Annotated in this window: 29 protein-coding genes; 15 read left to right on the plus strand and 14 right to left on the minus strand. The window is 59.4% G+C overall.

Features of this window, described 5'->3' with window-relative positions:
* Positions 1 to 84: 84 nt before the first annotated feature.
* Both FW796_RS23205 and FW796_RS23210 read right to left on the minus strand, forming a co-directional pair.
* A complete protein-coding gene (locus tag FW796_RS23205) occupies positions 85 to 1422 on the minus strand; it encodes a HAMP domain-containing sensor histidine kinase (protein ID WP_446440114.1) in 1338 nt (445 codons plus the stop codon).
* Entirely contained in the window at positions 1422 to 2114 is a 693-nt protein-coding gene (locus tag FW796_RS23210; RefSeq protein WP_346632680.1) for a response regulator transcription factor, read from the minus strand. The genes FW796_RS23205 and FW796_RS23210 overlap by 1 nt, the downstream gene beginning before the upstream one ends.
* Positions 2115 to 2297: 183 nt before the next feature.
* Between FW796_RS23210 and FW796_RS23215 the strand changes: the two genes are divergently transcribed.
* The 4 genes from FW796_RS23215 (at position 2298) to FW796_RS23230 (ending at position 5020) form a co-directional block, all read left to right on the plus strand.
* Entirely contained in the window at positions 2298 to 2993 is a 696-nt protein-coding gene (locus FW796_RS23215; RefSeq protein ID WP_446440115.1) for a helix-turn-helix transcriptional regulator, read from the plus strand.
* 5 nt (positions 2994 to 2998) lie between these two features.
* Complete coding sequence (locus FW796_RS23220) at positions 2999 to 3784, plus strand: PhzF family phenazine biosynthesis protein (protein WP_446440140.1); 786 nt, start codon at positions 2999 to 3001, stop codon at positions 3782 to 3784.
* A 115-nt stretch (positions 3785 to 3899) separates the two neighbouring features.
* A complete protein-coding gene (locus FW796_RS23225) occupies positions 3900 to 4547 on the plus strand; it encodes a hypothetical protein (RefSeq protein WP_404939599.1) in 648 nt (215 codons plus the stop codon).
* Positions 4544 to 5020, plus strand: coding sequence for a surface-adhesin E family protein (locus FW796_RS23230; protein WP_346632683.1), 477 nt, complete (start codon positions 4544 to 4546; stop codon positions 5018 to 5020). Before FW796_RS23225 ends, FW796_RS23230 begins: the two co-directional genes overlap by 4 nt.
* Positions 5021 to 5039: 19 nt before the next feature.
* Here the strand turns inward: FW796_RS23230 and FW796_RS23235 are convergent, their stop codons facing one another.
* The gene (locus tag FW796_RS23235; RefSeq protein WP_446440116.1) at positions 5040 to 5468 is read right to left on the minus strand and encodes an N-acetyltransferase; all 429 of its coding nucleotides are present in this window, start codon (positions 5466 to 5468) and stop codon (positions 5040 to 5042) included.
* A gap of 90 nt (positions 5469 to 5558) precedes the next feature.
* Between FW796_RS23235 and FW796_RS23240 the strand changes: the two genes are divergently transcribed.
* From FW796_RS23240 to FW796_RS23255, 4 genes are all read left to right on the plus strand, one after another.
* Positions 5559 to 5852 carry a hypothetical protein gene (locus tag FW796_RS23240; RefSeq protein WP_346632685.1) on the plus strand — a complete coding sequence of 98 codons (294 nt, stop codon included), beginning with the start codon at positions 5559 to 5561 and terminating at the stop codon, positions 5850 to 5852.
* 40 nt (positions 5853 to 5892) lie between these two features.
* Positions 5893 to 6243 (plus strand): hypothetical protein, encoded by a 351-nt coding sequence (locus FW796_RS23245; protein ID WP_346632686.1) that lies wholly within the window; start codon positions 5893 to 5895, stop codon positions 6241 to 6243.
* A 107-nt stretch (positions 6244 to 6350) separates the two neighbouring features.
* The gene (locus FW796_RS23250) at positions 6351 to 6962 is read left to right on the plus strand and encodes a hypothetical protein (protein ID WP_346632687.1); all 612 of its coding nucleotides are present in this window, start codon (positions 6351 to 6353) and stop codon (positions 6960 to 6962) included.
* 16 nt (positions 6963 to 6978) lie between these two features.
* Positions 6979 to 7566 carry a hypothetical protein gene (locus tag FW796_RS23255; protein WP_346632688.1) on the plus strand — a complete coding sequence of 196 codons (588 nt, stop codon included), beginning with the start codon at positions 6979 to 6981 and terminating at the stop codon, positions 7564 to 7566.
* An 86-nt stretch (positions 7567 to 7652) separates the two neighbouring features.
* Here the strand turns inward: FW796_RS23255 and FW796_RS23260 are convergent, their stop codons facing one another.
* The 7 genes from FW796_RS23260 to FW796_RS23290 form a co-directional block, all read right to left on the minus strand.
* Positions 7653 to 8207, minus strand: coding sequence for a UPF0149 family protein (locus tag FW796_RS23260; protein ID WP_446440117.1), 555 nt, complete (start codon positions 8205 to 8207; stop codon positions 7653 to 7655).
* Positions 8208 to 8309: 102 nt separating this feature from the next.
* On the minus strand, positions 8310 to 8711 hold the full coding sequence (locus FW796_RS23265) for a hypothetical protein (protein ID WP_346632690.1): 402 nt from the start codon (positions 8709 to 8711) through the stop codon (positions 8310 to 8312).
* Between the two features lie 141 nt (positions 8712 to 8852).
* The gene (locus tag FW796_RS23270; RefSeq protein ID WP_404939607.1) at positions 8853 to 9251 is read right to left on the minus strand and encodes a hypothetical protein; all 399 of its coding nucleotides are present in this window, start codon (positions 9249 to 9251) and stop codon (positions 8853 to 8855) included.
* 2 nt (positions 9252 to 9253) lie between these two features.
* Positions 9254 to 10174 carry a hypothetical protein gene (locus FW796_RS23275; RefSeq protein WP_404939609.1) on the minus strand — a complete coding sequence of 307 codons (921 nt, stop codon included), beginning with the start codon at positions 10172 to 10174 and terminating at the stop codon, positions 9254 to 9256.
* 111 nt (positions 10175 to 10285) lie between these two features.
* Complete coding sequence (locus FW796_RS23280; RefSeq protein WP_404939611.1) at positions 10286 to 10627, minus strand: hypothetical protein; 342 nt, start codon at positions 10625 to 10627, stop codon at positions 10286 to 10288.
* A gap of 621 nt (positions 10628 to 11248) precedes the next feature.
* On the minus strand, positions 11249 to 11869 hold the full coding sequence (locus FW796_RS23285) for a LysE family translocator (protein ID WP_446440118.1): 621 nt from the start codon (positions 11867 to 11869) through the stop codon (positions 11249 to 11251).
* Positions 11870 to 12120: 251 nt separating this feature from the next.
* Positions 12121 to 12708, minus strand: a complete 588-nt coding sequence (locus FW796_RS23290) for an AidA/PixA family protein (protein ID WP_346632697.1) — start codon at positions 12706 to 12708, stop codon at positions 12121 to 12123.
* A gap of 359 nt (positions 12709 to 13067) precedes the next feature.
* Here FW796_RS23290 and FW796_RS23295 point away from each other — a divergent pair, with 359 nt between their 5' ends.
* Entirely contained in the window at positions 13068 to 14258 is a 1191-nt protein-coding gene (locus FW796_RS23295) for a PrpF domain-containing protein (RefSeq protein WP_446440119.1), read from the plus strand.
* A 4-nt stretch (positions 14259 to 14262) separates the two neighbouring features.
* On the opposite strand, the gene FW796_RS23300 is transcribed toward FW796_RS23295, so the two are convergent.
* Positions 14263 to 14604 (minus strand): low molecular weight protein tyrosine phosphatase family protein, encoded by a 342-nt coding sequence (locus tag FW796_RS23300; protein ID WP_236186584.1) that lies wholly within the window; start codon positions 14602 to 14604, stop codon positions 14263 to 14265.
* A gap of 189 nt (positions 14605 to 14793) precedes the next feature.
* Between FW796_RS23300 and FW796_RS23305 the strand changes: the two genes are divergently transcribed.
* The 3 genes from FW796_RS23305 to katG all read left to right on the plus strand — a co-directional run bounded on the left by FW796_RS23305 (position 14794) and on the right by katG (position 18483).
* Positions 14794 to 15351, plus strand: a complete 558-nt coding sequence (locus tag FW796_RS23305; RefSeq protein WP_446440120.1) for a helix-turn-helix domain-containing protein — start codon at positions 14794 to 14796, stop codon at positions 15349 to 15351.
* 124 nt (positions 15352 to 15475) lie between these two features.
* Entirely contained in the window at positions 15476 to 16048 is a 573-nt protein-coding gene (locus FW796_RS23310) for an HD domain-containing protein (RefSeq protein WP_404939619.1), read from the plus strand.
* A gap of 254 nt (positions 16049 to 16302) precedes the next feature.
* Positions 16303 to 18483 carry a catalase/peroxidase HPI gene (gene katG / locus FW796_RS23315; RefSeq protein ID WP_446440121.1) on the plus strand — a complete coding sequence of 727 codons (2181 nt, stop codon included), beginning with the start codon at positions 16303 to 16305 and terminating at the stop codon, positions 18481 to 18483.
* Between the two features lie 118 nt (positions 18484 to 18601).
* Here katG and FW796_RS23320 read toward each other — a convergent pair whose 3' ends face one another.
* Positions 18602 to 19030 carry a hypothetical protein gene (locus FW796_RS23320; protein WP_446440122.1) on the minus strand — a complete coding sequence of 143 codons (429 nt, stop codon included), beginning with the start codon at positions 19028 to 19030 and terminating at the stop codon, positions 18602 to 18604.
* A gap of 222 nt (positions 19031 to 19252) precedes the next feature.
* Between FW796_RS23320 and FW796_RS23325 the strand changes: the two genes are divergently transcribed.
* Positions 19253 to 19516 (plus strand): hypothetical protein, encoded by a 264-nt coding sequence (locus tag FW796_RS23325; protein ID WP_446440123.1) that lies wholly within the window; start codon positions 19253 to 19255, stop codon positions 19514 to 19516.
* Between the two features lie 217 nt (positions 19517 to 19733).
* The gene (locus FW796_RS23330; protein WP_446440124.1) at positions 19734 to 20210 is read left to right on the plus strand and encodes a hypothetical protein; all 477 of its coding nucleotides are present in this window, start codon (positions 19734 to 19736) and stop codon (positions 20208 to 20210) included.
* Between the two features lie 16 nt (positions 20211 to 20226).
* Here the strand turns inward: FW796_RS23330 and FW796_RS23335 are convergent, their stop codons facing one another.
* Positions 20227 to 20904 carry a phytanoyl-CoA dioxygenase family protein gene (locus FW796_RS23335; protein ID WP_446440125.1) on the minus strand — a complete coding sequence of 226 codons (678 nt, stop codon included), beginning with the start codon at positions 20902 to 20904 and terminating at the stop codon, positions 20227 to 20229.
* A 291-nt stretch (positions 20905 to 21195) separates the two neighbouring features.
* On the opposite strand from FW796_RS23335, the gene FW796_RS23340 reads away from it, so the two are divergent.
* Positions 21196 to 21483 carry a DUF3077 domain-containing protein gene (locus tag FW796_RS23340; protein WP_446440126.1) on the plus strand — a complete coding sequence of 96 codons (288 nt, stop codon included), beginning with the start codon at positions 21196 to 21198 and terminating at the stop codon, positions 21481 to 21483.
* Positions 21484 to 21662: 179 nt separating this feature from the next.
* On the opposite strand, the gene FW796_RS23345 is transcribed toward FW796_RS23340, so the two are convergent.
* Positions 21663 to 24794: a P-loop NTPase gene (locus FW796_RS23345; RefSeq protein ID WP_446440127.1), complete on the minus strand. Its 3132-nt coding sequence runs from the start codon at positions 24792 to 24794 to the stop codon at positions 21663 to 21665.
* Between the last annotated feature and the right edge of the window lie 149 nt (positions 24795 to 24943).

Below are 24943 nucleotides of genomic sequence, written 5' to 3' on the forward strand. Positions count from 1 at the left end.
GCAGAAACAGAAGATCACGAATGATAATGACTGCTATTTGCGAGTAAAGCGCATTAACTTTCTAAACACTTCCAGGTCATGGGTCTAGGCGGCGGGCAGTAGCAGGTGCATGCACAGCCCGGGGGTGCCATTGCTGGCCCAGATCCGCCCCTGATGCAGCTCCACGGCGCGCCGGGCGATGGCCAGGCCCAGGCCGAAACCGTCGCCCTGGGCCGAGTCCAGGCGCTGGTAGGGCTGGAAGATCCGTTGCAGGTCCTGCTCGGCGACGCCCGGTCCCTGGTCTTCCAGGCACAGGTGCCAACAGGCGCCTTCGCGCCAGCCGCGCAGGCTCACCCGGCCGTCGGCGGGGGAGTAGCGAATGGCATTGCGCAGCAGGTTTTCCAGGGCCTGGGCAATGCTGTCCAGGTGCACCTGGACCCGGCAGTCGGCGTCCAGCAGGCAGGGCAGGCGCTCGGCGTCCCAGGCGCTTTCGAAGCAGGCATCCTCGCGCAGCGCCTCCCAGATCGACAGCACCTGCACCGCTTCGGTGGGCAGTTGCGGACGTTCGGTGTCGAGCCAGGCCAGGTCCAGGGTGTCTTCCAGCAGGCGCTGCATGTCGGCGATTTCCCGGTCCAGGCGCTGGCGCAACTGCTCCGGCGGCAACTGGCTGTCATGGGCGATGCGCAACCGCGCCAGGGGCGTGCGCAGCTCATGGGACAAGGTCCGCAGCAGCAGGCGCTGCTGGGCCAGGCTCTGGCGCAGGCGCTCGGCCATGTGCTCGAAGGCCAGGGCCAGTTCCCCCAACTCGTCGTGGCGGTTCACCAGGGGCGTGCCCAGCCCCTGGCTTTCCAGGTCGTCGGCGCGCAAGGCATCGGCGCGGTCGCGCAGGCGGTTCAGCGGCAGCACCAGATGACGATAGAGCAACAGGCCGAGCAGGGCGGCGAGCAGGGTCGGCACCACGCCATGGCTGAGGAGGTGGGTCCAGGGTGTCAGGCCACTGGGCAACAGGCGCTCGGGCAGTTGCAGCACCAGACGGCCTTGCTCCGGGTGCTCGGGGAATTCGATGCTGACGTAGGGCAACTCGTCCTGCAGGCGCCGGCTCATGGGCCAGTCGAGCTTGCGCATGAAGGTCAGGTGGCTGGCGTCCTCGGCGGTCAGCGGGGTGCTGCCCAGGCTCTGCAGGCGATCGCCGATCACCGCGACCCAGGTGTCTTCCCGGGCCGCCAGTTGTCGCTGGAACTCATCGACCGCGGCCACGCCGCCCTGGCGCCAGGCGTTCTCGGCCTGCTGGGCGTAGCTGGCCAGGTACTGGCGGTCGGCGGGGTCGAGAAAATAGGTGCTGCGTTCCGCCGACAGGCCCCAGGTCCAGATGATCCAGGTCAGCAGCAGGCAGAAGCCGATCTGCAGCACGGCCAGTTTCCACAGCAGGGGATGACGGCGCATCAGTGACGTTGCGCCTCCACCAGGATGTAGCCGGCGCCGCGCACCGCCTGGATCTGCAGGTGCTGCACCCCCAGGTCGGTGAGTTTGCGCCGCAGGTTGCACACGTGCACATCCAGGCCACGATCCAGGCGCGTATAGATGCGGTGCAGTACCTGCTGATAGAGAAAGGGTTTGCTCAGGGTTTCTCCGGGGTGCTCGCGCAGGGTCACCAGCAACCGGTATTCCGAGCCGGTCAGGCCCGCTGCGCGGCCCTGGTGCAGCACGTCCTGAGCCTGGTCGTCGAAGTCGAGGTCCGGGTCCTGGCGTGTGGCCTGCTGCTGTTGCACCCGGGCCATGCGCCGCAGCAGGGCGTCGGCGCGGGCGTCCAGTTCGGCCAGGCTGAAGGGTTTGGGCAGGTAGTCGTCGGCGCCCCGGGTGAAGCCAGTGATCCGGTCCTGCTCGGCCCCCAGGGCCGACATCAGCATCACTGGCGTGTCTTGTTCGTGGCGCAGGGTTTCCAGCAAGGCCAGGCCGTCCATGCCCGGCAGCATGATGTCCAGCAGCACCAGGTCGAAGTGACCGGCGCGCACCGCGGCCAAGCCCTGGCGACCGTCGGCGCAGGGGGTGACGGCAAAGCCGCGCTGGCGGAAATGCCGGTCCAGATCGTCGCGCAGTCTGGCGTCGTCTTCCACGAGGAGCAGGTTGGGGGTCATGGGGCAGAGCACTTGAATGGGGATATTTAATGAGAACGTTTTACATTTGCGAATATTGCAGCAATGCCCCTGGCTATGCAATTGCCACGATGGGCTGACGGGATTGAGGTCGCAATCAACTAAAAGTTGAATATTCAACATTGTGTTGATATTTTTCCTGGCCGCTTTCCTTGGTAACCGCCCATGAACCTGCCTTCCGATGCTCTTCTTGCCGAGCGCCAGCTGGTCTTGCAAGTGCTCAGCAGCACCTTGCAGATGCTTGCCAGTGTGGTCGGCCAGCATGTGGAAATCGTCCTGCATGACCTGGACCGCCCGGAATCGTCGATCGTTGCCATCGCCAACGGCCATGTCACCGGGCGCCAGGTGGGCGATCCGGTGCTGGTCGGGCCGCGCCAGGACCTGGGGTTTGCCGCGGTGCGACGCGCCCTGCAAGACCGCACCGCGACCACCCCGCTGGTGCTGGAGAACTACCCGACCCTGGCCCCCGACGGCCGTGAGCTGCGCAGTTCCACGGTGATCTTTCGCGACCGCAGCGGGCAGCCTTTCGCCAGCCTGTGCAGCAACAGCGACCTGAGCGGCATTGCCGCCGCTCATGCCTGCCTCGGGCAGTTGCTGGGCCTGGGCAGTGCGCCTGCGCCGCGCCGCGACGAAACCCGCGACATGGAACAGTTGCTGGCCCAGATCATCCAGGGCGCCTGCCCGGGAAACGGGGCGCGCATGAGCAAGCAGCACAAGCTCGACGCCGTGCGCCAGATGCAGGAGCGCGGGGTGTTCATCGTCAAGGGCGGGATCGAAAAGGCCGCCGCGGCCCTGGGGGTGACCCGCTACACCATCTACAACTACCTGGAACAGATCCGCGCCGAAGGCGCCGAGGAATGACCGCGATGCAGCTCGATATCTTTCAAGTGGATGCCTTTACCTCCCAAGTCTTCGGTGGCAACCCGGCGGCGATCTGCCCCCTGGATGCCTGGTTGCCGGACGCGGTCCTGCAGCGCATCGCCCTGGAGAACAACCTGTCGGAAACCGCCTATTTCGTGCCCCGGGGCGAAGTGTTCGAACTGCGCTGGTTCACCCCCACGGTGGAAGTCGACCTGTGCGGGCACGCCACCCTGGCGGCGGCCTGGGTGCTGTTCGAGCAGCTGGGCGAGCGCCGCGACGTGCTGCGTTTTGCCACCCGCAGCGGCGAGTTGCGGGTGAGCCGCGAGGGCGGTCTGCTGTCCATGGATTTTCCCGCCAAGCAGCCCGAGGCGGTGGCGATTCCTCCGGCCCTGCTGCAAGCCCTGGGGTTGCCGGCGGCCGAGGCCCTGTACCGCACCGACGATTATCTGCTGGTGGTGGACGACGAATCTCTGGTGGAGGCGCTCAAGCCCGATTTCGCCGCACTGGCGGCCTTTGATGTACGCGGCATTGCCGTGACGGCGCCGTCCCAGGAATTCGATTTCGTCTCGCGCTGGTTCGGCCCGCGGGTCGGGGTCAATGAAGACCCGGTCACCGGTTCCGCCCATACCTCCCTGGCGCCTTACTGGGCCGCGCGCCTGGGCAAGCGTCAGTTGCGGGCGCAACAGGGCGGGGCGCGCAAGGGCCAGTTGGAGTGTCAGGTGCTGGACAACGGGCGGGTGATCATCAGCGGCTACGGGGCCTTGTACCTCAAGGGCAGCATTTTCCTCTGAAGCGGTTGCGGCGCCGCTTTGCCATGCAGACCTGGCGCCTGCCGGCGGATTTGTCTCGGCGGTGCCGGCGGGAGTAGAGTCGCGGTTTTTTCGCCTGCTCAGGATGCTCCAGACCATGCAACGGACCCGCACCTTGCCCTGCCTTTCCAGCACACCGCTGCTGGCCTTGCTCTTTGGCCTGTGGGCCGGCACCGCCCAGGCGGCCAGCCTCAGCCAAAGCCTGCTGGACTGCCAGCCGGGGTTCTTCAAGGCCCTGTATCAGCAGCGCGCCGAGCTCGGGCAGGTGGTGAAGCTGGCGGAGAATCAGCGCCAGGGCATTGCCTGGATTCCGGTGGTGGAGCGCCGCGACAGCGCCACCGCGCTGACGGCGTTTTCCCGCCCGCTGCTGGATCAGGGCCTGCCCCTGACCGCCTACTACGACCGCCAGTTCGACCTGGGCGAGCAGGGCACCTTCCACTTCTGGGGCTTTGAAATCGATGCCAGCCGCGAGGCCGTCATGGCCGCGCTGCCCCAGGCCGGTTGGCAGGAGGCCGGCGAATACTTCATCTCCCGAGCGCAGATCAAGGCCAACGCTGCGGCGCCCTGGCAGGACAACCCGGGCGCCGCTTCGGGCATCGCCCCGGCGCCGGGTTCTGCGGAAAAGATCCTCATGCTCAGCGATGAAGACGGCAAGACCCGTCTGCTCTGCTCGTTGCAGGGCAGCATCGATCAGCCGCTGTTGGAGCAGGAGCGGCCGGACCTGGCCCAGGGAGCGGGCCGATGAACAAGCTGTTGAGCTTGAGCGCGGCGCTGGTGCTCGCCGGTTGCGCGCATTCGGGTACCCCCAAGGAGGCCCCGGCGCCGCAGCGTCCGGAGGGCATGTTCAAGGTGCTGGAGACCCCGGAGCTAGGCACTTACTTTGCCGCCAACTCGCTGGCCCTCTACCAGAACAACCCGAACCTGCGGCAGTTCTATCTGGTCAACAACTACGCCAAGCCTGCCGAGCTGGGCGGTGGCAAACCGCCGATCTACAGCTCCCGCGCGATCCGGGTGATCAACTGCGAGAAGGATGAGTCGGCGCAGTTCGGCCGGGTGTACTTCTCCGAGCCGTTCGCCCAGGGCGTAGAGGTCATGCGCAAGGAAGATCTTGCGCAATGGGCCGCATTCCCCCGTCAGTCGTTGATCGGGGAGCTGCGCAACATGGCCTGCGCGGTCGATCCTAGCCGGCTCAAGCTGGCTCCGGCACCGAGTCGGTGAGCGCAGTCAGAGACGTTGTTCAACCCGGCCAGGCCATGATCAGCTCGGCCTGTCCGGTATCGGGGTCGATGCCGTTGTCGATCACCTGGAAACCCTGCTGGCGGTAAAAGCCGATGCTCGGCAGGTTGGCGGCATACACCGCCAGTTCCAGGCGTGAGCGGCGCTGGCGGGCATCGGCCAGCAGTTGCGTACCCAAGCCCAGGCCCTGGTGCTGAACGCTGACGAAAATCGCTGCCAGTTGATCCTCATGCAGGCAGTAGAAACCCAGGAGTTGGCCGTCGCGTTCGATCACTCGGGTCTGGGCGTTGGGAATGTAGAGGCTGCGCATGTCCTCGACCTTGGAGCGCCAGAAGTCGGGGTCGACAAAGTGGTGGGCCTGGATTGAAGCGTCCAGCCAGAGTGCCAGCAACGCTTCCAGATCGCTGCTTTGATAGTCCCTGATCAGCATGTTTTGGGGGCCTGTCGAATTGAAGTGTGCGCCGCACGCTACTCAGGTAGCGACGGTCTGTCCAATTGTTGAGAGCCAAGGAAGTATTCGATGCTGGAAAGCAACCGCACCATCACCCTCTCAGGCGAGCAGGCACTGCAAGCCCTGGCGGAACTGGAGTTCGTCTTGATCTCGCTGCACAAGATGGGTGCCTATTACATGGACAAACCCGTGGCCGACTACCAGCGCGCCACCACCGATTTCATCGATGGCCAGCAGGTTACCCAGCGCCTGGCCCAGGTGCGCAGGATTCTCAGCGAGCCGTTCGACTGCACCCTGGGGGACGATCAGATGGATGACATCGAACGCCACATGGAGGGGCTCGAACTGTGGCAACCCGAGTAATCGCACGGCTGATACCCAGGGATTTTTCAAGGAGCCTGCCATGTCCCGGATAAGCATCGCCGTGGCGACACCCACCAGCAGCCTGGCGCTGGTGAAGTTTCTCCATCAGCGCCTGGGCCTGGCCCTGAGCGTTGCCCAGGGCCATCTGCGCCGTGGCGCCGAGGGTTTCTTCTACAGCGCCAAGCTGTTTCACAACGACCATGTGGAACGTGAGCAGGAACTGCGCGACATCCTCGCCTTCTTCAACAATGCCCAAGTGCCGCTGTTGATTGTCGAAAGCGACCCCGATGAGCAATGGCACGGGGTTGCGCCCGAACCGTTGCAGGACTGCGCGATGCCCCAGGAGCACTTGTTCAATCTGCTCCAGGCCTATGAAGAGGACTATCAATAACGCCCGGAAGCGGGCCTGTGCCGCCCAACTGAATACGCGGTTTTCCTAAAGTTCTGGCCCCCGGGGTCGAGACGTTGGTGCTGTCCGTTCATCAATAAGGATATTTCGTGTTCAGAACCCTCCTCGGGGCCGCCGCCCTCATCGCCACCCTGGCGCTGACCGGCTGTGTGTCCTACAACGTCACCGGCCCGCTGGGCGCGCCGTTGCATCCCGCTCCCGTCAGCAGCCCGCGCACCGCGCAAATCGCCGATGTGCAGGTCACCGCTGCCGGTATCGACGAAGCCACCCGCACCGCCATCAGCCGTTCGCTGACGGCTCAGCTGACCCCCTACGTCAAGAGCGCCGGCTACTTTCGCCAGCTCAGCGAATACCCCACCCGCCTGGGTGAGGGGGACGTAGTGCTGAAGTTCAACATGACCTCCCTCAAGGGCCATCGTGCACCCCATCCGGGCTACCTGCCCGGCGCCTTGCTGACCCTGACCGTGTGGATCTGGGTCAACGGTCCGATCTACGTCGATACCTTCGACCTGGCCGGCGATCTGTCGATTGTCGACCGCGACGGCAAGGAACTGGCCAGTGCCAAGGAGCAGCTCAAGTTCGAGCGCAACGTCGGCCTCTACGGGCGCGAGTACTGGGCCCCGACCCAGGGCGCCAAGCAACTCAACGAACTGGTTGCCAAATTGCTCGACAACGCCAGCGCCCGCTTGGCGCAACACTAGGATCAAGGAGAGTCACATGTTGGGTTCCATCAAGCACGCCCTGGTGCTCGCAGCCTTATTGCTGGGCGGTTGCGTGTCCTACTCGCAACACGAACTGACGCCGGTCAGCACCTGGCCGCCCGCTGCGCAAGTCGCTGAGCAAAAGCCCAGCGCCTTTGTGCGCACCACGGCGATGTACCAGGTCAACGGCGGCCCGGCCAATGCCGCCGCCGGCACTCCTGCGGCTGCCTGGGAGACCGTGGTGGCCGATGCCTACCGCCAGTCCGGGCGCTTTGCCCGGGTCAGCACCGACAAGGTCGAGTCGGACCTGTATGCCGAAGCCACCCTGTACAACAACGAACAGTTCAGCATGGCTTCGGCCATCATCACCGGCGCCACCTTCTTCGTGATTCCGTCCACGGCCAAGAACACCTTCACCCTGGAGACGGTGTTCAAGGACAAGGACGGCAAGGAGCTGGGGCGGATTCGCAAGAGCGAATCGGTGCGCACCTGGATGCAGTTGCTGCTGATCGTCGCCATCCCCTTCCAGCAGGACACCCGCGACGTGGTCCAGGCGCTGGCTCGCAGCACCCTGGATGAAGCGGTGCAGCGCAAACTGCTGTAAGCCTCGCGCCGCTGGCCGGGTGCAAATAAAAACGCCGCTTGCTCTGTTCAGGGCAAGCGGCGTTTTTCATGGGGGCGCAGTTTGTCTCAGCGCTGCGCCGACCAGTAGGCATGCAACTGCCGCGCGGCGGGTTCGATGGCCGCGATCTGCTGGCGATGCTGCTCCAGGTCCAGATCGGCGGGCAATTCGAAGTTGTCCTGTTCGGCGCAGTCGATGATCAACTGCAGCGCCTGGACCTGTGGCGCCGGCATTTGCGGCCAGTTGCCCACGGCCACCCCGCGCAGGTAGCCGAAACACCATTCTTCGGCCAGCAGCAGGTTCTGGCCCTGGTGCTCGGTCTGTTCGAAGCGCGCCTTGAATCCTTCGGGGGCGCTGCTCAACTGGGCGGCCAGGGTGTTGATGTGGCGTACGCAGAGGTCGATGAACTGCCGGCATTCCTCCGGGGTTTCCCAGCTTGGGTTTTCGCCGCCCCAGATCCCCGGGAACCATTCGGCGATGTCGACCTGGGCCGGGCCCGAGACCAGCGCGGTGAAGTAGCCATCCAGCTCGCAAGGGTTGAGCACCGAGTGGTCGTCGCCGTACTTGAGCAGAGTGTCTTCGATCACTTCGAAGTCGGCGGCGTTGAGAGGCGAGTTGGGCATGTTCGGAATCCTGAGAAAAAAGCTGCGGCGATTTTCCTGTTTCACGCCGCACGCCGCAAGCTCGAAGCTCGGCCGGCCCATCTCGTGGTTCGAGGAGGGTGCTCAGGTATCGCGCAGCAAGTCCTGGGCATCGAGCAGGCGGTAGGCGATTTCCGGGCGGTTCTCCATGGCCCGGCGGATGGCGGCCGGAATCGACTGCCGGGTCTTGCGGCACAGGCCGGGGTGCTCGGCCAGGGCGATGGTGATACCGCGCATGCTGCGCACTTCGTTGTCGCTGGGGGTGATTTCCACACGGACCCCCAGTTGCTGGTAGATCCGCCGCTGCATGTGCTCCAGGTCCGCCAGGTCCTTGAGATTTTCCAGGCGTTCGAGCAGACGCTTTTCCTCCTGGCGCGTCAGATTGAGGATGCGCAGGTCGGCTCCGGGGGTGTCCAGCAACTGCTCGCGCTCGCAGATGCAGGCGCCGGGCGGACAGGGTTGGCGGGTAGCTGGGCTGGGGTTCATGGTGATCCATCATAGCCAGCCAACATGGCCTTTGCCCATTGAGTAAAGGCCATATCATTGCGGATCACGATACTTGCCCACTATCTCCATCGAGGGTTTTGACTCGTGGCGATATGTTGCTTCATCAATCGTAGGCCCGCCTCAGTCCATTTCCTTGAGTATCGTGACACAGCCGACGGCAGCAGTGACGATACCGGCCGCACTGCCAATCGCGATGGCACTGGCCAAGCCAAGTATTGCGGTAGCGCCCTTGAGTAGCTGAGCAGCTGTTTGTACACGGCTGATGAAATCATCGACTTGCTGAATACTGGCCTGTATTCCCTCGACCGCTTCAGCTGCGCTCTGACCGATGAGAATTCCCACGCTGTTGGTGATGCGCTGGGCTTCCCGGGCCAGCCCTTTTCTCTGGTGGATGAGTTCGTCGGCGTTTTCCGGAGGCGGGTCGCTGTTCAGCAGTTCGTTGATCTTGTTTCTGGTATCAATCAACTTCAAAACATAAGCTGTTTTTTCTGCAATGAAACTTTCGTTAACTTCGGCCATGATTATTGCTCTCCTTCTTTTGTTGCATTAAATGCTTCGCGAAGCGAAGAGGCGCGATCAGAGAAATTCTTTATTTCAGCCAAGACTTCCTGTGTGTCCAGGTGATCAATGTTGACCATGAGTTCCCTGTGCGCCTTGATAAAAGCCGCAGTAGCTTCCTGGAATTTTTTTACTCGTTCAGAGGTGGCAGTTAGGCTGCTGGCTTCGTTGAGGGCGTACACTTCGGCATACAGTTTGCGAACCGGCATTCTGGCTGCCGCTTCTGAGGAACTATGAGCCTGTGAGGCCACTTTTAACGACTGGCCGAGGTTGTCGTATATTCCATGGGAGGCGTACATGTCAGTGGGGTAAACATAGTTTGCATACTGTTCCAAGCGGCTGCTGATAAGACTTATTCGCGCATGATTCTCATACAGCATGTTTTTGAGTTGCTGCTTTGTTTTCGCCTGCAATATAAAAGCAATGGAGGACTCCGCCAGCAGTGCTCCGGCTTTGACCTCGGCGCTTGGTTTGTTTTCATTAAGCTTTGCTGCAGCATCGGTCAGTTTGATCAGGGAGCCATCGAAGGTGCCTGATTGTAACTTCGACATTTTTCCTAAGGCCGCTGCATAGCCAGTTAGAGTGTCGGCAAGCGCGTTGAGCGTTGAGTCTCTTATATCTGTCCCTTGACAAATACTTTCGACTTCGGATTTCAAGCTGCTGGGGTTGTAGCCTGGAGCATTTTGGGGGTCAAGTTGTCCTAGGTATTCCAAAGTGTGAGAGGTTCTACACTGGTTCGAAGCATCTGTAATAAGTTTCTTTGCGGCGTCGCTGTAGGACAGGGTTGCTGCTGAAAAGTCGGTAATGGCCTGTGAGTGATAGGCGCATCCGCCGAGTTGGAAACACCATATAAAAAGAATCCAAACTAGAGGGCGAGGTTTCATTGTGGCTCCTTGCTCATAGTGATGAGCTATCCTGCGTGACCTGTGGAGGGCTTGATTCCCAAGTGCTGTTCAGCGTATTTGCAGGGGCTTCAACTCGGAAGACGTTGAAGCTCAGCGGGACGTCGGACTGGGAGCAAGCAGGCCGGCCAGTGCGCCGACAGCTGCAGAGCCAAGGGCGGTCATCATCTCCGGTATATCTATTTGTGCTCCATGGATAATGGAAAGGAGAACAGCGCCGGCAACTACGATCAGCACGGTACTGCCCAGCGACAAGACGACAATGCGATAAATCCAGCGGTCGGTTTGGAGTGGGGAGGACATCTCCGTAACGACTTCTTGAGCAAGTTTTGGCAATTCGGTTTGAGGGTTTTCTTTGACTCTCTCTATTAAAGTCGGATTGCTGACGATTTTGTTGGCGAGTGCTATTGCTGAGCGAATGGTCTCATCGTTCATGATATGGAGCTCCTTGGTGACAGGCTTCTGTTGTTTGCCGTGTTGCTGTCTAGTGTTTAGACTTTTTGGTGAGTGCCTGGTTGTTGTGTTTTTAATGCTGATAGTTAAAAAGTATTAAACAGTTTTGGTGTTGGCTTTGTTTTTTATGAGGTGGCTGAGCGCGCTTTATAGGTTTTTAGAGTAGCGCTGGAGTGGTGTTTGTCAAATGAGAGAGGGGCGATTAAGTTCTGAGGGTTATTGCGATTTTTTGGAGTGTAAGTTGTTGATGTGTTTGCGAAATTGTTTTGTTTAAAGGGGTGGGGGCTTGATTGATTATTAGCTTGCTATTTTGTTTGTTTGAGGTGTTTTGGTTTTTTGTTTTGTTGGTTGAGTGGTGTGCTTGTTAATGATTTTTCTTCTTGGTTTGTTTTGTTAGTTGCGGTGATTTGTTAAGTTATCGCAAAACTTCATATAAGGATGTTAGTTTACTTTGGTCCTGGATTCTGTTCGCGGTTTGTCGCTGCCTACAGCAAGGTCCCCAAGACAATAGCGCTACCAGCGGCATCAGGTGGCCGAACGCCTTATCGCGCGCCTGGAGGAGGCTGGAGGTGTTTGGCTACCGCGTCCAACTGGCAGCAGGGACTAGCCGCGCCGCGCCATCAGCAGCACCGACGCCGCCCCCGACAGCAGCACCGCGCAGCCGCGATTGAACAGGCGCTTGCCCCGGGGTTCGGCGAACCAGCGACGCATGTGCAGGCCCATGTAGGCGTAGGCGCTGATGGCGATCCACTCCAGCCCCAGGAACAGCGCGCCCAGGATCAGGAACTGCGGGCCCATCGGCTGCGTCGGATCGACGAACTGCGGCAGGAAGGCGGTGAAGATCAGGATTGCCTTGGGGTTGCCCGCCGCCACCAGGAATTCCTGGCGCGCCAGGGGCCACAGACCGACGCGGACCGGTTCAGCGTCCCGTTCATTGCCGGGGTTGGCACGCCACAGTTGCCAGGCCAGGTACAGCAGATACCCCGCGCCCAGAATCTTGATGGCATGGAACAACAGTTCCGAGGTCTGCAGGACCACTGCCAGGCCGGCGGCGGCCAGGGCGATCATGGCAGCGAAGGCCAGCAACCGGCCGCTTCCCGCCAGGCAGGATTGGCGATAGCCGTAACGCGTGGCGTTGCTCACGGACAACAGGTTGTTCGGGCCGGGGGCCATGTTCAGGGCGAAACAGGCGGGGATGAACAGGCTCAGGGTGGCGAGATCCATACAGTCTCCGGGACAGCGCAAGGGGAACGGACCCACGCCATCGGCGACCGCGGAGCTGGCCCGGACGTTGTTGAGGCGGGGTCGATAAAATACGGGCCGCGTCGGGCAGGAGGCAAGTGTTCAGTTCGCAGTGGGTCAGCGGTTGGCCAAGGTTGAACGGGGTGGGAGCAGGGGCAGGAGGCGTCGACAGTGATCGGGCAGGGGCACGGCAAGTCCCTCTCCCCGTACCGACAGGGAGAGGGACAAGGCACTCAGTTGATATTGATGTAGGGGTCCCAGTCGCAGTAACCCACCACTTGATTGTCACTGTCGACAATCATGAACGCCCAGGTGTAGGTGATGCTGCCTTGGCGCACGGCTTTGCCTTCCCAATAGAAATTCTTGACGCTCTGGGCGATGGGCTGCGCGGATGGATCGCCTTGATTGATGATCGGCATGGGCGTGTGGTTCAAGACCACCGGATTGATGTCTTGCACATAATTGGGGTTTTGTTGCGTCACTACCGGGGACGTCTGGGTGTACTGATACAGCAGTACCGAGTAGTACAGCCCCTCGGACAGGCTGGTGCTGCGCCAGCGGACCAGGTCGCCCTCCTTGAGGTTGACCGACAGTTCATCCGTACCTTCGCCGGCTGGGGAGTTGTTGCGTCTGGCCACCATATAGATCGCCTGACTGGAGAGCCTTACCCCGCTGGTGGTGAAGTTATAGAGGTGGCTGGGCTGCGTCGGGTCGCTTTTTTGCAGGTTGAACACTTGGCCGCTGTCGAATTGTTTGCCCTGGCTGTTGAGAATGGTGTCCACATCAATGGTGACCATGATGTCGATGATGTTGTCGTTCATGTCCAGCTCCCTGCTGTCGCGTTAGATGCCTGGAGTGCCCAGGCAAACAGGCAATCGAGTTTCCGGGCGCGGCCACTGAGCATCGGTACTCGGGTCCCGGTCTATCGGGCATCGGGCTTGATGCACTTCCATGAAGTCGCGAGTGGAATCTAGATCCTCAAGACGGTTAGTCAAATGGCCCACTTCAAAAAGAGCGAGTGCAAGACGAGCGGTGCAGGGCCAGGGTCAGGCGCTCGCTGCGGCGTCTTCAGTCAGGCCTGCGCCCCGGGATCGGCCGCGACGGTTTATCATGCTGCGCCGCTGCCCGTTGCCTGCCCGACAAGGGGCCGCTCTATTCGCCCACCGTGGAGGCGCCCGCCATGTCCGATCTGCCCAAGCCTGCTGCCATCCCTGAATTCCCCGTGTGCCACGCCCGTGGCGGCACCTCCACCGGACTGATCCTGGCCCGCGAAGCGCTGCCCCGGGACGAAGCCCTGGTGGAAGAACTGCTGCGCCACCTGATGGGCGTGCCCCTGCATGGCGAGTGGCCGGGCAATACCCAGATCACCGGCCTGGGGCGCGGCGGGCCCACCAGCAACAAGGTGTTCATCGTCGAACGCCGCCCCGGCGAGACGCGGATGATCAGCACCCTGGCGCAGCTGGCAGCGGGCAAGAGCGCCATCGACTGGAGCGTCAACTGCGGCAACATGTCCGCGGCCCTGCCGTTGTACGCCTTGCAGCGCGGCTGGCTGGAACCCGGGGAGGGCGGCGGGCAGATCGAGATCTACAACAGCAACACCCAGACCACGATGTATGCGCGCCTGGGGTTCGCCAATGGCCGGCTGCTGAGCGACACGCGGATTCCCGGGGTCAACGGGGTATTTCCCGGGGTCGACCTGTTTCTCGACAAGCCGGTGGGGGCCAAGACCGGCGCGCTGTTCCCCAGCGGCAAACGGGTGGACCTGCTGGACGGCATTGCTGCCACCTGCATCGATGTGGCGGTGCCCATGGTCATCCTTCGCGCAGCGGACCTGGGCCAGACCGGCGAGGAAACCCCGGCCGAACTGGACGCCGACCCGCAGCTCAAGGCGCGTCTGCTGGAACTGATGGTGCAAGGCGGCCTGCGCATGGGCCTGCGTAAGCGCGATGGCAGCCTGATGAGCGCCGACGACCTGCGGCGCAGCGAAACCATTCCGAAGATTTGCATCGTCAGCCCGGCGCGCCACGGAGGGGATATCGCCACCCGCTACTTCACCCCACAGAACGCCCACCCGTCCCTGGCGGTGTCCGGTGGTTGCTGCCTGGCGGCGGCGTGCCTGGCCGAGGGCACCGTGGCCCATGCCTTGTTGGCGCGGGCACCGGTGATAGGCGAGGAGCCGGGCGAATACCCGCTGGCGATTGAAAACCCCGCCGGGGTGCTGGAGACCCTGATCAATGCCCGGCAGGTGGCCGGGGAGCTACTGATCGACGGCGCTGCCTACCGGCGCAGCGCGCAGATCCTGTTGCAGGGCCGCACGCCGCTGTACAACGCCTCGGCGGAACTGATCGCCGCCTTGCCCCAAGGGCAATGACGGTTCAGCGCAGCTCCTGGCTTGCAGGGAGAAACTGCGGCACCTTCTGCCGCAGCAACTGGATCAGCTGCGGGTCCATGAAGTCGTAATCATCGGGAATGTTCAGGCAGACAATCTGCTGGTTGTTCAACTGCGCCTTGAAGCGCTTGCGCAGTTTTTCCCGGTGGCGGGTTTCCATCACCAGAATTAGCCCGGCCCATTGCACCAGCTCCGGACCCAGGGGCACTTCGGCATCGTGATTGAGCCCCGCCGACGCGGTCTGGATGCCCGGCCAGTCGGCGAACACCTGTTCGGCGGTGGGGCTGCGCAGCTTGTTCTGGCTGCAGACAAACAAGACATTGAGCATTGGGCCGAACTCCTTGGCACAGACGCCCGGCCCGTAAAGGGCGGGGCAAAGGTGCTGATTTTTCGGGGCTTTGGCCGCTCTGTCCAGCTACTTGTGACGGGGCGGGCGAATGGCGTTGGTCAGCGCAAGTTGCCCGCCAAGCGCCGAGGCTGCGAAACTGCCGGCCCCTTTACTCGCATTGCCCAGGCCATGTCCGCAGCCCTATTCACCTCACCCCATCTGGGCCTGGCCCTCAGGCGCTGGCGCCTGTTGCACCGGGTCAAACAGCAGCACGCCGCCGAGCTGTTCGGCGTGGCGCAGTCGAGCATTTCCCGCTGGGAAAACGGCCAGCAGGCCATGGAACCGGCAGAGCGTGCGCGCCTGGAACAACTGCTGGCAGCCAACCTCAGCGCCGCCGCCGATCAGGCCCTGGCGCGGCTGGTGAACGACAGCCCGCGCGCCGTGCACCTGGTGTGCGACCTGACCCACCGCCTGCTGGCCTGTTCGCCGACCCGCGCCGGGCAGTTCGGCGTGCCCTTGAGCGAGCTGCTGGGCCAATCCCTGTGGGGCTTCTGCACCGAGGAAATCATCCGCAAGGAGACCGCCCTGGATGACCTGGGCTGGCGCGCAGCACTGGCGCCGCCGTCCCTGGAGTTCTTCAGCGGCCGCAACGATTCGGCCATCGTGCCCATCGCCCCCAGCCAGTGTCGCTGGACTCGCCTCAACCTGTCCGACGGCAACGCCGTGCGGCTAGTGGAAACCCTCTGAAGCGCTTGTCGAGGCACGCCACGCATATTTTATCCGTGGACCGGTATCTGCCTGCTGACTAGTCTGGCAAGCCATCGCCCGCTGCCCACGGCGCGGGCCTCGTTCACTTGCAGCAGGCTTGTCCATGACCCCCGAACTTCTCAGCGGCCGTCTCGACTTTCTCCGTGAAGCGGAAAAACTCAAGGACGTGCTGCGCAGCGCCCACACCTCCAGCGGCCGCCAGGAAAGCACCGCCGAGCACAGCTGGCGCCTGTGCCTGATGGCGCTGCTGTTCGAAGACCAACTGGGCGAACTGGACCTGCTGCGGGTGCTGAAGCTGTGCATCGTCCATGACCTGGGGGAAGCCATTCACGGCGACATCCCGGCGGTGGCCCAGGCAGCGCACCCGAACAAGAGCCAGCAGGAACGCGACGATCTGCAATTTCTCGCCCGGTCCCTGGACGCCCCGGCCCGCCAACGCCTGCTGGACCTGTGGGATGAATACGAGGGCGCCGCCAGCGCCGAGGCGCGCACGGTCAAGGCCCTGGACAAGCTGGAAACCCTGCTGCAACACACCCAGGGCCAGAACCCGGCGGACTTCGACTACCGCTTCAACCTCGATTACGGTCGCCGCTACACCGACGCCAGCCCGTTGTTCCAGGCCCTGCGTCAGCAGATCGACATCGACACCCAGCGTTGCCTGGACGCCCAGCGCTAAGCAGTGGTTCACGATGTGCCGTGCTTGCCTTATGCGCCGTTGAACATGCCTGAGCGTCGCTCGCCAGAGGATGAGCAGGCTGCAGGGGGCAGGGTGCCCGCTGGGAGCCTGGCACGGGTCATGGTTTTTTTCTGGCAGGGTCATCAAGCGAAGCTATTTTTACCTTCGCTTGTCCTTCACTACGCTTTTCACACGGTTGTCCAACCCGGGGCCAACGTCGAGCGGCAGGTTTTCGATGACCGAAGGAGTGATCCATGTCCAATGAATCCAAGTGCCCTTTCAAACACACCGCCGGCGAAGGCACCCGCAACCGCGACTGGTGGCCCGGCCAACTGAACCTGAAGATCCTCCACCAGCACTCGCACCTGTCCGACCCGATGGCCGAGGACTTCGACTACGCCGCCGAATTCAACAGCCTGGACCTGGCCGCGGTGAAGCGCGACCTGCTGGCGTTGATGACCGACTCCCAACCCTGGTGGCCGGCGGACTTCGGCCACTACGGCCCGCTGTTCGTGCGCATGGCCTGGCACAGCGCCGGCACCTACCGCATCGCCGATGGCCGTGGCGGCGCCGGGGGCGGGCAGCAGCGCTTCGCCCCGCTCAACAGCTGGCCGGACAACGTCAGCCTGGACAAGGCGCGGCGGCTGATCTGGCCGATCAAGCAGAAATACGGACGCAAGATTTCCTGGGCCGACCTGATCGTGCTCACCGGCAACGTCGCCCTGGAATCCATGGGTTTGAAGACCTTCGGCTTTGCCGGTGGCCGCCAGGACGTCTGGGAGCCGGAAGACAACGTCTACTGGGGCAGCGAAACCACCTGGCTCGACGACCAGCGCTACAGCGGCGACCGTGAGCTGGAAAACCCCCTGGGGGCGGTGCAGATGGGCCTGATTTACGTCAACCCGGAAGGCCCCAACGGCAACCCCGACCCGCTGGCGGCGGCCCGGGACATCCGTGAAACCTTCGCCCGCATGGCCATGGACGACGAAGAAACCGTGGCCCTGATCGCCGGTGGCCACACCTTCGGCAAGACCCACGGCGCCGGCCCCGCGACCCACGTCGGGCTGGAACCGGAAGCGGCCGGCCTGGAAGAACAGGGCCTGGGCTGGCGCAGCAGCTTCGGCACAGGCGTCGGTGGTGATGCCATCACCAGCGGCCTGGAAGTGATCTGGACCACCACCCCGACTCGCTGGAGCAACGACTTCTTCGACCACCTGTTCGGCTTCGAATGGGAGCTGAGCACCAGCCCGGCCGGCGCCCACCAATGGCGGCCCGTGGGTGGCGCCGGGGCCGACAGCGTGCCCGACCCTCACGACCCGAGCCGACGCCGCACGCCGTCGATGCTCACCACCGACCTGTCGCTGCGCTTCGACCCGGCTTACGAGGCGATCTCCCGGCGCTTCCATGAGCACCCCGAGCAACTGGCCGACGCCTTCTCCCGGGCCTGGTTCAAACTCACCCACCGCGACATGGGCCCGCGCGCCCGCTACCTGGGCCCGGAAGTGCCGGCCGAAGAACTGATCTGGCAAGACCCGATTCCGGCGGTGAACCACCCACTGATCGACGCCCAGGACATCCAGCAGCTCAAGGGCCAGATCCTCAACTCGGGCCTGTCCGTGGCGCAACTGGTGTCCACCGCCTGGGCCTCGGCCTCGACCTTCCGCGGCTCGGACAAGCGCGGCGGCGCCAACGGCGCACGGATTCGCCTGGCCCCGCAAAAAGACTGGGAGGTCAACCAACCGCAGCAACTGGCCCAGGTGCTGCAAGGCCTGGAAGCCATCCAGAGCGCCTTCAACAGCGCCCAGACCGGTGGCAAACGCGTATCCCTGGCGGACCTGATCGTCCTCGGAGGTTGCGCGGCGGTGGAACTGGCGGCAAAAAATGCCGGCTACAGCATCAGCGTACCCTTCGCCCCGGGGCGCATGGACGCCAGCCAGGAACAGACCGACGTCGAATCCTTCGCCGTGCTCGAACCCGTGGCCGATGGCTTTCGCAACTACCTCAAGCCGGTCAGCGGCGTCACCGCCGAAGCCCTGCTGGTGGACAGAGCGCAACTGCTGACCCTGACCGCCCCGCAACTGACCGTGCTGCTGGGCGGCCTGCGAGTGCTGGGGGCCAACGTCGGGCAAGCGCCCCACGGCGTGTTCACCTCGCGCCCGGGCACCCTGAGCAACGACTTCTTCGTCAACCTGCTGGACATGGGCACCCAATGGAAACCCCTGTCCGAGGCTCGCGAACAGTTCGAAGGCAGCGACCGCGCCAGCGGGCAATACAAATGGAGCGGTACTCGGGTTGATCTGCTGTTGGGCTCCAACTCCCAGTTGCGGGCCCTGGCCGAGGTGTATGCAGCGGCGGATGCGGGCGAGCAGTTCGTGAAGGACTTTGTTGCGGCCTGGGACAAGGTGATGAACCTGGATCGGTTCGATTTGCGCTGAGAGGTTTGCAAACCGGGTAAAACCACAACGCCTCCCTAGGGAGGCGTTGTTGCAGAGCGCTCGCGGCACGAGCGCTGCAGATCAACGAGCGTCGCACCTGCAGCGCCCGCCCGACACTTTATTTGGTCTTGAGGTACTCATTGAGAAACGCCTGGGCATCGCCATAGCTGGACAGGTTGCTGTCATAACCCACCTTCAGCGGCTTGGCCTCACCCGGCAGATGCAGCTCGCCATAGCCTTCCTGAAGCAGCAGCACCACGAACTTCTGCCCGTCCACCTGCGTGAAGTAACGGGTGTCGCGGTCTGTTTGCTCCACGCTCATTTTCTGAATGCGCATGTTCCAGTCGTGGTCGGCGTCTTCCACCTGCACCAGCGCCTGCTGGGCGCTGCGCTCACCGATGCGCAAGGTCCAGACCTTCACCCCGTGCGGCCCGGTGTAGGCCAGGATCTTGTCCGCCACCTGTGGCCGTTCCTCGGCCTGAGCCAGCCCGGTTCCCAGTACCCACGCCATGACCCATGCCGCCGCCCAACGGTAATAAAGCTGCATCCTTCTAGCTCCTGAACATAAAAAGGGGCGGATATTGAAGCCGACCCGGGCGGCGCTGCCAAGCACCCGAGGCAACAGGCGGGATAAAAAAACCATCGTGTACAACCCGCGCCGGGCGAGGCGCGAGTGGGTTACCATCCGCCGCCTGGGCGCCAAGGCACAACGCATGCGCATGCCCGGCAAGGGAGCCAGCAAATCCCCAGCCTCTTAAGGACACCCCCCATGAGCAAACTGACAGCGCTGATTGAACAAGCCCGTGAAGGCCTTAGCATCCAGCAAAACATCTCCCCGATCGGCTGGGAACTCATCTCCAGACAATGCGGCGCGGCGGAAATCGCCGAGATCAAAACCCGCATCGCCTCACTCAAAGCCGCCCGCGAAGCCGTCGAAGAATGGGACGGCGACACCCGCGATGACCTGTATTTCGCCATCGCCCACTTCACCCGCCTGCTGGAACTGGCCACCGCCTACGCACAAGGTGAATGAACATGCCGGCTGAGCGCACAACGGATTATGTCGAGAGCAGCGAAGGCGCCGTGCGCCCACGCAACCACCTGGGCAACGGCACACCTGAGAGGAACAGACCCTGTTTAACGAACTAGTGTTTTTGCACGAAGACCCTGACCAGGACTCCGCCTACCTCGGCGGCAACCCCTACCTGCCTGAGTCCATCCCTTGGCCCTCCGACTCGATGGGCGCCCCCTTGCTGCACCTTGCCAGTCTGCCGGCCAGCTTTATCAATCGATACCTAGCAGGCATGCAATTGAATGACGAACTGGTGGTTTCGCTGTTTACGCCTTACTCAATCGTCAGCGATACCTACATCGAGCAGGCCATGCAAGAGGGCGGCAAGGTGCTGGCCTACAGACCCGCGGCGCGACAGGTGGATGGTTACGGACAGCCCATCACCCCGGCGCGGCGAATCGAAGTGGTTGAAAATCCGGGGCAGGACAGCGACGAAAACGGCCTGGCCAAGATCGCCGGAATACCTGCCTGGATTCAGGGTCAAGAGGCACGCCCAGGCTTGAACTATGTGCTGCAGATCAACAACTCCCGGTTGAATAGGGCAGCGCCAGGGCACAAGGGCATTTTGGTCGGCGGAACCGGCTATTTGCTATTGAAGCGAGGCATTGATGACGAAGACCTGATGGCCGGGGCCCTGATCATCCAGAGTTCATAAGAAAGGGGGCGGGCCCTCAGCCCACGAGGGCAAAATCCTTGGGGTCGAAGCGCTCGCGGGTGTCCATCTGAATATTGCGCAGGCTCGCGGTTTGCTGCTGGCTGGCGTACAGCGACTCGGCAAAATAACTGATCAGCAGCGAACGCCGGCGCGCGCCACTGGGGTTGTGGCAGGCCCCGTGCACCAGATCGACATCGAACAGCAGAATGTCCCCCGCAGCACCGGACAGCTGCACCGTGCGGGATTCATCGGCGAAGTCGAACGGCGGCTCCTGCGCACCGGGGCGATGACTGCCGGGAACCAGACGCGTCGCCCCGTTGTGCGGCCCATAGTCGTCGAGATAGGCGATGGCATTGACCACATCCCCCGGCCGTTGCACCGACAAGTCACGGTGCAACACCTGATGACCACCCCCGGCCATGGGCTCACGCCCCTCCACCTGGGCCAGAAAGAAACGCTCGCCGATCAACTCGCCCACCACCGCCAGCACCTGGGGCAAGCGGCACAGGGCCTGCACCTGCGCATCCGTATCCAACTGCGAATGGCGCCAGTCCCGGCCACGGGGCACGGGCCATTGATCCGACGGCTTTACCCCGGCATCGAAGGTGGCACGCAGGTCCGCCAGCCAGTCGAGCGGGATGGCCTGGCGCAGCACGGCATAGCCATTGCGATGGAGCTGTTCGCGGGCGGTCATGGGGAGCTGGATATCCTTATCTGCAATAACGTGCCGAGCATACCTGTGGGCAAAAGCCCTGGACATAACCGGCGACGGTTTAGCCATTGCCCCAACGCGAACAGCCGCCTAGTCTGCTGCGGTCGCTGCAAAATCAGCGACCGGGCCTGAGAACCCGATCAGATGCAGGCACATTTTTGATCAGGGAGTTTCAATTATGTATGCCGGTAATCTGTCCGTAATTTGCTGCCATTCCTTTCGCCTTCCTCCGCTCAAAAGCCTCTGCTGCCAGACCCTGGTGGGAGGTGAACGATGAGCCATTCAAACTCCATCAAAACCCAGGGCTTTGTCACCTTTGGCCAATGTGCCGATCCTGAACTAACGTTGTTTCGCGTCAATGCGGATGTGCCTTTGCAGCAGGCGCTGGAGCAGGCTTCGACGCTGTTGTACTACGCCAAGAAGTTAGCGCTGGATGCGGCTATGGAAGAGCAGGGGGAGCGGTATGCGTGGGCTGCGTATTTTTTGGCGGAGATGGGGAAGGCGGTGATTGATGATGTTGGGTTGGGACTGGGCGAAAGAAGGGAAGGGATTCTGAGTTAGGGTTACAACATAGTGAGTAGATAAAAACGCCGTTTATTGGTTGATAATAAGCGGCGTCTTTATAGTTTGAGGGCTATTTTTAGCCGATTTTTTGCAAAATTGGCTATGGTTTCAGCAGATTAAGGAAAGATCGATTTGCTAGTTTTAGTTTGGTTAGCTTTGTAAGCCGCCTTGCCAGATCAAAAAACAATATTGACAGCATATGCCGTAGGTCCTTTCATTGAGAACGAGAGCTTAAATGTGACGTCCACATTCGGTTTTATGCCTTCGCTTGGAAGGTTTTCAAATCTATATGCGTGAGCAAATATGCTTTCATTAAGTTCAGTGCACCGAATAAAACAAAAACTTACATGTTCCTGTGTAATGTGTCCGCGATACAGAATTTCTTCGCCCTCGGAATCAACTGAGTTTCCCTCTAAGGCGTTTTTTTGGCGAGGTGCCATTCTGGCTTTTTTTAAAAAGGAAAATATCTCTTTAGATTTCGCACGGTCACCATGCAAAAATTGGTGCCGTGCATACCAGAACTGTGCATCGTAATTTGTATCAAATGGTGAAAAGCTACGTTTTAAGTGATGCTCTATCTCTATGTTTTTTTGTTCATTGTTTGTGGATATTAATAATTTTGCCAGCTCAAGGTGAAGGGGCTTGCTGTTAGGGTTTTGTATAAGGCAGTCACGAAGAATTTTTTCGGCATCTTCAAGTTGCTCTGATAAAATTCGTTGCCTGGAAATTCGAATTGATACGAACTCACTGGAGCTATTGCTTTTGTATGCTTCTTCAAGAATTTTTTTGGCCCTTCCATTGTCGAGAAGTTTTTTTGCTAGATCCTCTTGTCTTGTGAGTAAGTACTCATCGCCAGGGAATTTTTGTAAGCCGCTGTAGATGGTTGCTTCAATTTTCTTAACCTGTTCGAGAAAAACTCTTTTGGTCAAATCATCAGACTCTGTTTCACTAATGACTTTGATTTTTGCATCTAAATCATCCAGTTGCAGTTCTGCAAGCCCATTGACCGCTCGCGAATCTTTTTGTCCAGTAACTAGTTTTTCAAAAATAATTCGTGCTTCTGTTCTATATTTCTCAATTTCCAAAAAAGTTTTTGATTCTCGTGCAAGTCTTTTATAAATCATCGCTTTTGTATGGGAGATTGATTTGTCAGCACGTCCATCAGATAGTGATTTTTCGGCTTGTAAAATAATACTTAGAGCAGCTTTAGTGTCGCATCCTGCATGGTTATATTCATACACTGATTTTTGATGGAGTATGTAATGAGCGTTAGCGCCAGTTTTATTAGCCGCTTCATAAATTTTATTTGCCAGGGCTTTATCGCCAAATATTTCTGCTAGCTGTTTTCCTCTTATTAAGTGGGAAAATGCCTCGCTGTCTGCAGTATATTCTAGGTTGAGGTGCTCCAGAACTCTTATGATTTGGAATGCTTTTTCTTCTGGTGTTTTTAGAGCGTGCTCAAATACAAATTTTGCAATAAGAGAGTGCCTTGCAGTGAACGCATAATCTCGCGAGCTGTAATCCATATATACTTTAACTAGATGCTCAAGTGGGGCAAAAAATCTATTTCTAAAGTCTTCGATACTTATGCCGGAGACCCTCGAGATGAGCCCTACTCGAACGGGAACATCCAGTCGATTTAGAGTGCATACATCCATGTAAAGAACTTGAGCCTCAGTTGGCACCACTCTAGTGTACTCATCTAAGACAATCTGTTCGAATGGTTTTCCAGAAGTGGCCTCGTGGAGAGCAACTAATAACTGCCTGTCTGCGGTTAAAGAGAAATGTGTTTTTATTTCGTCAACATTATTGCTTTTCAAATTCCCTAGGCAGTTATGTTTGTGGAGTTTTTCTATAAGTTCATTTATTTCTTTTTCTGATAGTGTTGAAAGCTCATATTCTGCGCTGACGTATTGTTCAAGGTCTTCGCCGTACTGATTCCATTCATTGTTTCTGGCGGAAGTTAGAATTGAAATATTCGCTGGTTCGTATTCAAAGGCCCTGTAAAGCTTTAATAAGTCATCGGCAGCCGATATGGCATCATCCAACACCAAGATGAGCTTGGTTTCACAGTTTATCGCAAGCTCTTTAATAAGTGCTGGTCTAAGTACCGCGCCATTTCTTAGGCGAACAACAGTAGCGTTAAGGTCATGTGCCGCATACCACGCTACTCTTTTAAGAACTGTGGATTTTCCGCTTCCTGCATAGCCCTTTACGAGGAATGTATTTACCCCCGTAAGTGTGCTATCTATTACTGCGTCAATGATTATTTGGTCGCTAACTCTACGTTTTATGTCTAGATCTTGTTGTATTCCGCCCCACTCTAGATCTAGTCCTCTATAAAAATCTATAGGTTGAACGCCTGTAGTATTAAAACCCGGGTAAATATGCTCCATTTCCGTGTCTAGATATGTTTGTAGAAGATTTGATAGTGATGCTTCTAGTTTTAGAAATTTGAATATAGGGCTTTTTACTGGTGAGCTAAGCTTTGCTAGTAATCTCTTGTGCTTGTCTATCTTTTCATCAAGAAAATTTAGGAATTCTTCAAGTGTCGCTTTTATTGGCTCAACGCGCTGGCTTGCCCACATTTTTATATCATATCTTCCTAGTCCGGGATCGACTAGCATATATGTTGGCCTATTGACTCCCATATCTTTTAAATCAAATAAAATTTGTTGTACGTTAGGGTCGCTTAGCTGGTAGCCGCAAAATATTATAGGGTGTTCAAGGCCGAAATCTGCTAAGTGTCTAAATAATCTAATTCGGTTTTTTCGATGTTTCGCATACTCCTCGCTTGCTAGAATTAGAGGTAGTTCGGTGTCATTTATAGTATTGATGCATCCATGCAGCTTGAAGTAGGGGAGTAAGTTTGCGTCGCTCATTACATTGCTGAAGTTGTCGCCGTCTCTTATTATTGGTGCTAGTTCTTGTTGTCTCGTTTTACAGTCTGAATATGCGCGCTCTAAGATTAAGTCGTAGTTTGTGGTGAAGATGGAATGCCATCTGAATGTGGCTATTATTTTGTGAAAGCTAGCTGGTCTTAATGGGTAGAATTTCTTTTTTATGAACTGTTGTACTTCTAGTAATCCGGCCTCATGTTTCGCATAATCAGCTACTTGCACTAATGTTTTGTGCTTTTCTTCTCCTCCCAAAAACTGGTCTGCCAAAGCATCTCTTAAACTAAAACCTGAAATCGGTAGTTCTCCGTTATCACCTTTGGAGCCGAAAGAGGCACCAGCACCCAAAAAAAGTACTGCTTTACCATGCGCAATTTTTTCTAGAATCCATGGTTTGATCAGTTCGTCCACGTTCTATTTCTCCATCAGGTGAGACGGCAATCCTTGGAGACTCAGATTGCCATCATAGATGTCTTGAATGCAAAGATTCCGTTTTGTGGGAGCGCGATCAAAGGTAGGTGTTCGGCCAAAAAAGTGGTACTGCTAAGATTCATGTCTGT

This window comes from Pseudomonas sp. 910_21 (assembly GCF_052850735.1).

Excerpts from the sequence above, each read along its gene's own strand:
- FW796_RS23255 (WP_346632688.1), top strand. The coding sequence starts at position 6,979 with ATGTTGGGTTCCATCAAGCACGCCCTGGTGCTCGCAGCCTTATTGCTG.
- FW796_RS23310 (WP_404939619.1), top strand. The coding sequence starts at position 15,476 with ATGACCCCCGAACTTCTCAGCGGCCGTCTCGACTTTCTCCGTGAAGCG.
- FW796_RS23235 (WP_446440116.1), bottom strand. The coding sequence starts at position 5,468 with ATGCTGATCAGGGACTATCAAAGCAGCGATCTGGAAGCGTTGCTGGCA.
- FW796_RS23325 (WP_446440123.1), top strand. The coding sequence starts at position 19,253 with ATGAGCAAACTGACAGCGCTGATTGAACAAGCCCGTGAAGGCCTTAGC.
- FW796_RS23290 (WP_346632697.1), bottom strand. The coding sequence starts at position 12,708 with ATGAACGACAACATCATCGACATCATGGTCACCATTGATGTGGACACC.
- FW796_RS23280 (WP_404939611.1), bottom strand. The coding sequence starts at position 10,627 with ATGAACGATGAGACCATTCGCTCAGCAATAGCACTCGCCAACAAAATC.
- FW796_RS23205 (WP_446440114.1), bottom strand. The coding sequence starts at position 1,422 with ATGCGCCGTCATCCCCTGCTGTGGAAACTGGCCGTGCTGCAGATCGGC.
- FW796_RS23265 (WP_346632690.1), bottom strand. The coding sequence starts at position 8,711 with ATGAACCCCAGCCCAGCTACCCGCCAACCCTGTCCGCCCGGCGCCTGC.
- FW796_RS23230 (WP_346632683.1), top strand. The coding sequence starts at position 4,544 with ATGAACAAGCTGTTGAGCTTGAGCGCGGCGCTGGTGCTCGCCGGTTGC.
- FW796_RS23270 (WP_404939607.1), bottom strand. The coding sequence starts at position 9,251 with ATGGCCGAAGTTAACGAAAGTTTCATTGCAGAAAAAACAGCTTATGTT.
- FW796_RS23240 (WP_346632685.1), top strand. The coding sequence starts at position 5,559 with ATGCTGGAAAGCAACCGCACCATCACCCTCTCAGGCGAGCAGGCACTG.
- FW796_RS23225 (WP_404939599.1), top strand. The coding sequence starts at position 3,900 with ATGCAACGGACCCGCACCTTGCCCTGCCTTTCCAGCACACCGCTGCTG.
- FW796_RS23220 (WP_446440140.1), top strand. The coding sequence starts at position 2,999 with ATGCAGCTCGATATCTTTCAAGTGGATGCCTTTACCTCCCAAGTCTTC.
- FW796_RS23335 (WP_446440125.1), bottom strand. The coding sequence starts at position 20,904 with ATGACCGCCCGCGAACAGCTCCATCGCAATGGCTATGCCGTGCTGCGC.
- FW796_RS23305 (WP_446440120.1), top strand. The coding sequence starts at position 14,794 with ATGTCCGCAGCCCTATTCACCTCACCCCATCTGGGCCTGGCCCTCAGG.
- FW796_RS23340 (WP_446440126.1), top strand. The coding sequence starts at position 21,196 with ATGAGCCATTCAAACTCCATCAAAACCCAGGGCTTTGTCACCTTTGGC.
- FW796_RS23300 (WP_236186584.1), bottom strand. The coding sequence starts at position 14,604 with ATGCTCAATGTCTTGTTTGTCTGCAGCCAGAACAAGCTGCGCAGCCCC.
- FW796_RS23285 (WP_446440118.1), bottom strand. The coding sequence starts at position 11,869 with ATGGATCTCGCCACCCTGAGCCTGTTCATCCCCGCCTGTTTCGCCCTG.
- FW796_RS23275 (WP_404939609.1), bottom strand. The coding sequence starts at position 10,174 with ATGAAACCTCGCCCTCTAGTTTGGATTCTTTTTATATGGTGTTTCCAA.
- FW796_RS23260 (WP_446440117.1), bottom strand. The coding sequence starts at position 8,207 with ATGCCCAACTCGCCTCTCAACGCCGCCGACTTCGAAGTGATCGAAGAC.
- FW796_RS23210 (WP_346632680.1), bottom strand. The coding sequence starts at position 2,114 with ATGACCCCCAACCTGCTCCTCGTGGAAGACGACGCCAGACTGCGCGAC.
- FW796_RS23295 (WP_446440119.1), top strand. The coding sequence starts at position 13,068 with ATGTCCGATCTGCCCAAGCCTGCTGCCATCCCTGAATTCCCCGTGTGC.
- FW796_RS23245 (WP_346632686.1), top strand. The coding sequence starts at position 5,893 with ATGTCCCGGATAAGCATCGCCGTGGCGACACCCACCAGCAGCCTGGCG.
- katG (WP_446440121.1), top strand. The coding sequence starts at position 16,303 with ATGTCCAATGAATCCAAGTGCCCTTTCAAACACACCGCCGGCGAAGGC.
- FW796_RS23320 (WP_446440122.1), bottom strand. The coding sequence starts at position 19,030 with ATGCAGCTTTATTACCGTTGGGCGGCGGCATGGGTCATGGCGTGGGTA.
- FW796_RS23215 (WP_446440115.1), top strand. The coding sequence starts at position 2,298 with ATGAACCTGCCTTCCGATGCTCTTCTTGCCGAGCGCCAGCTGGTCTTG.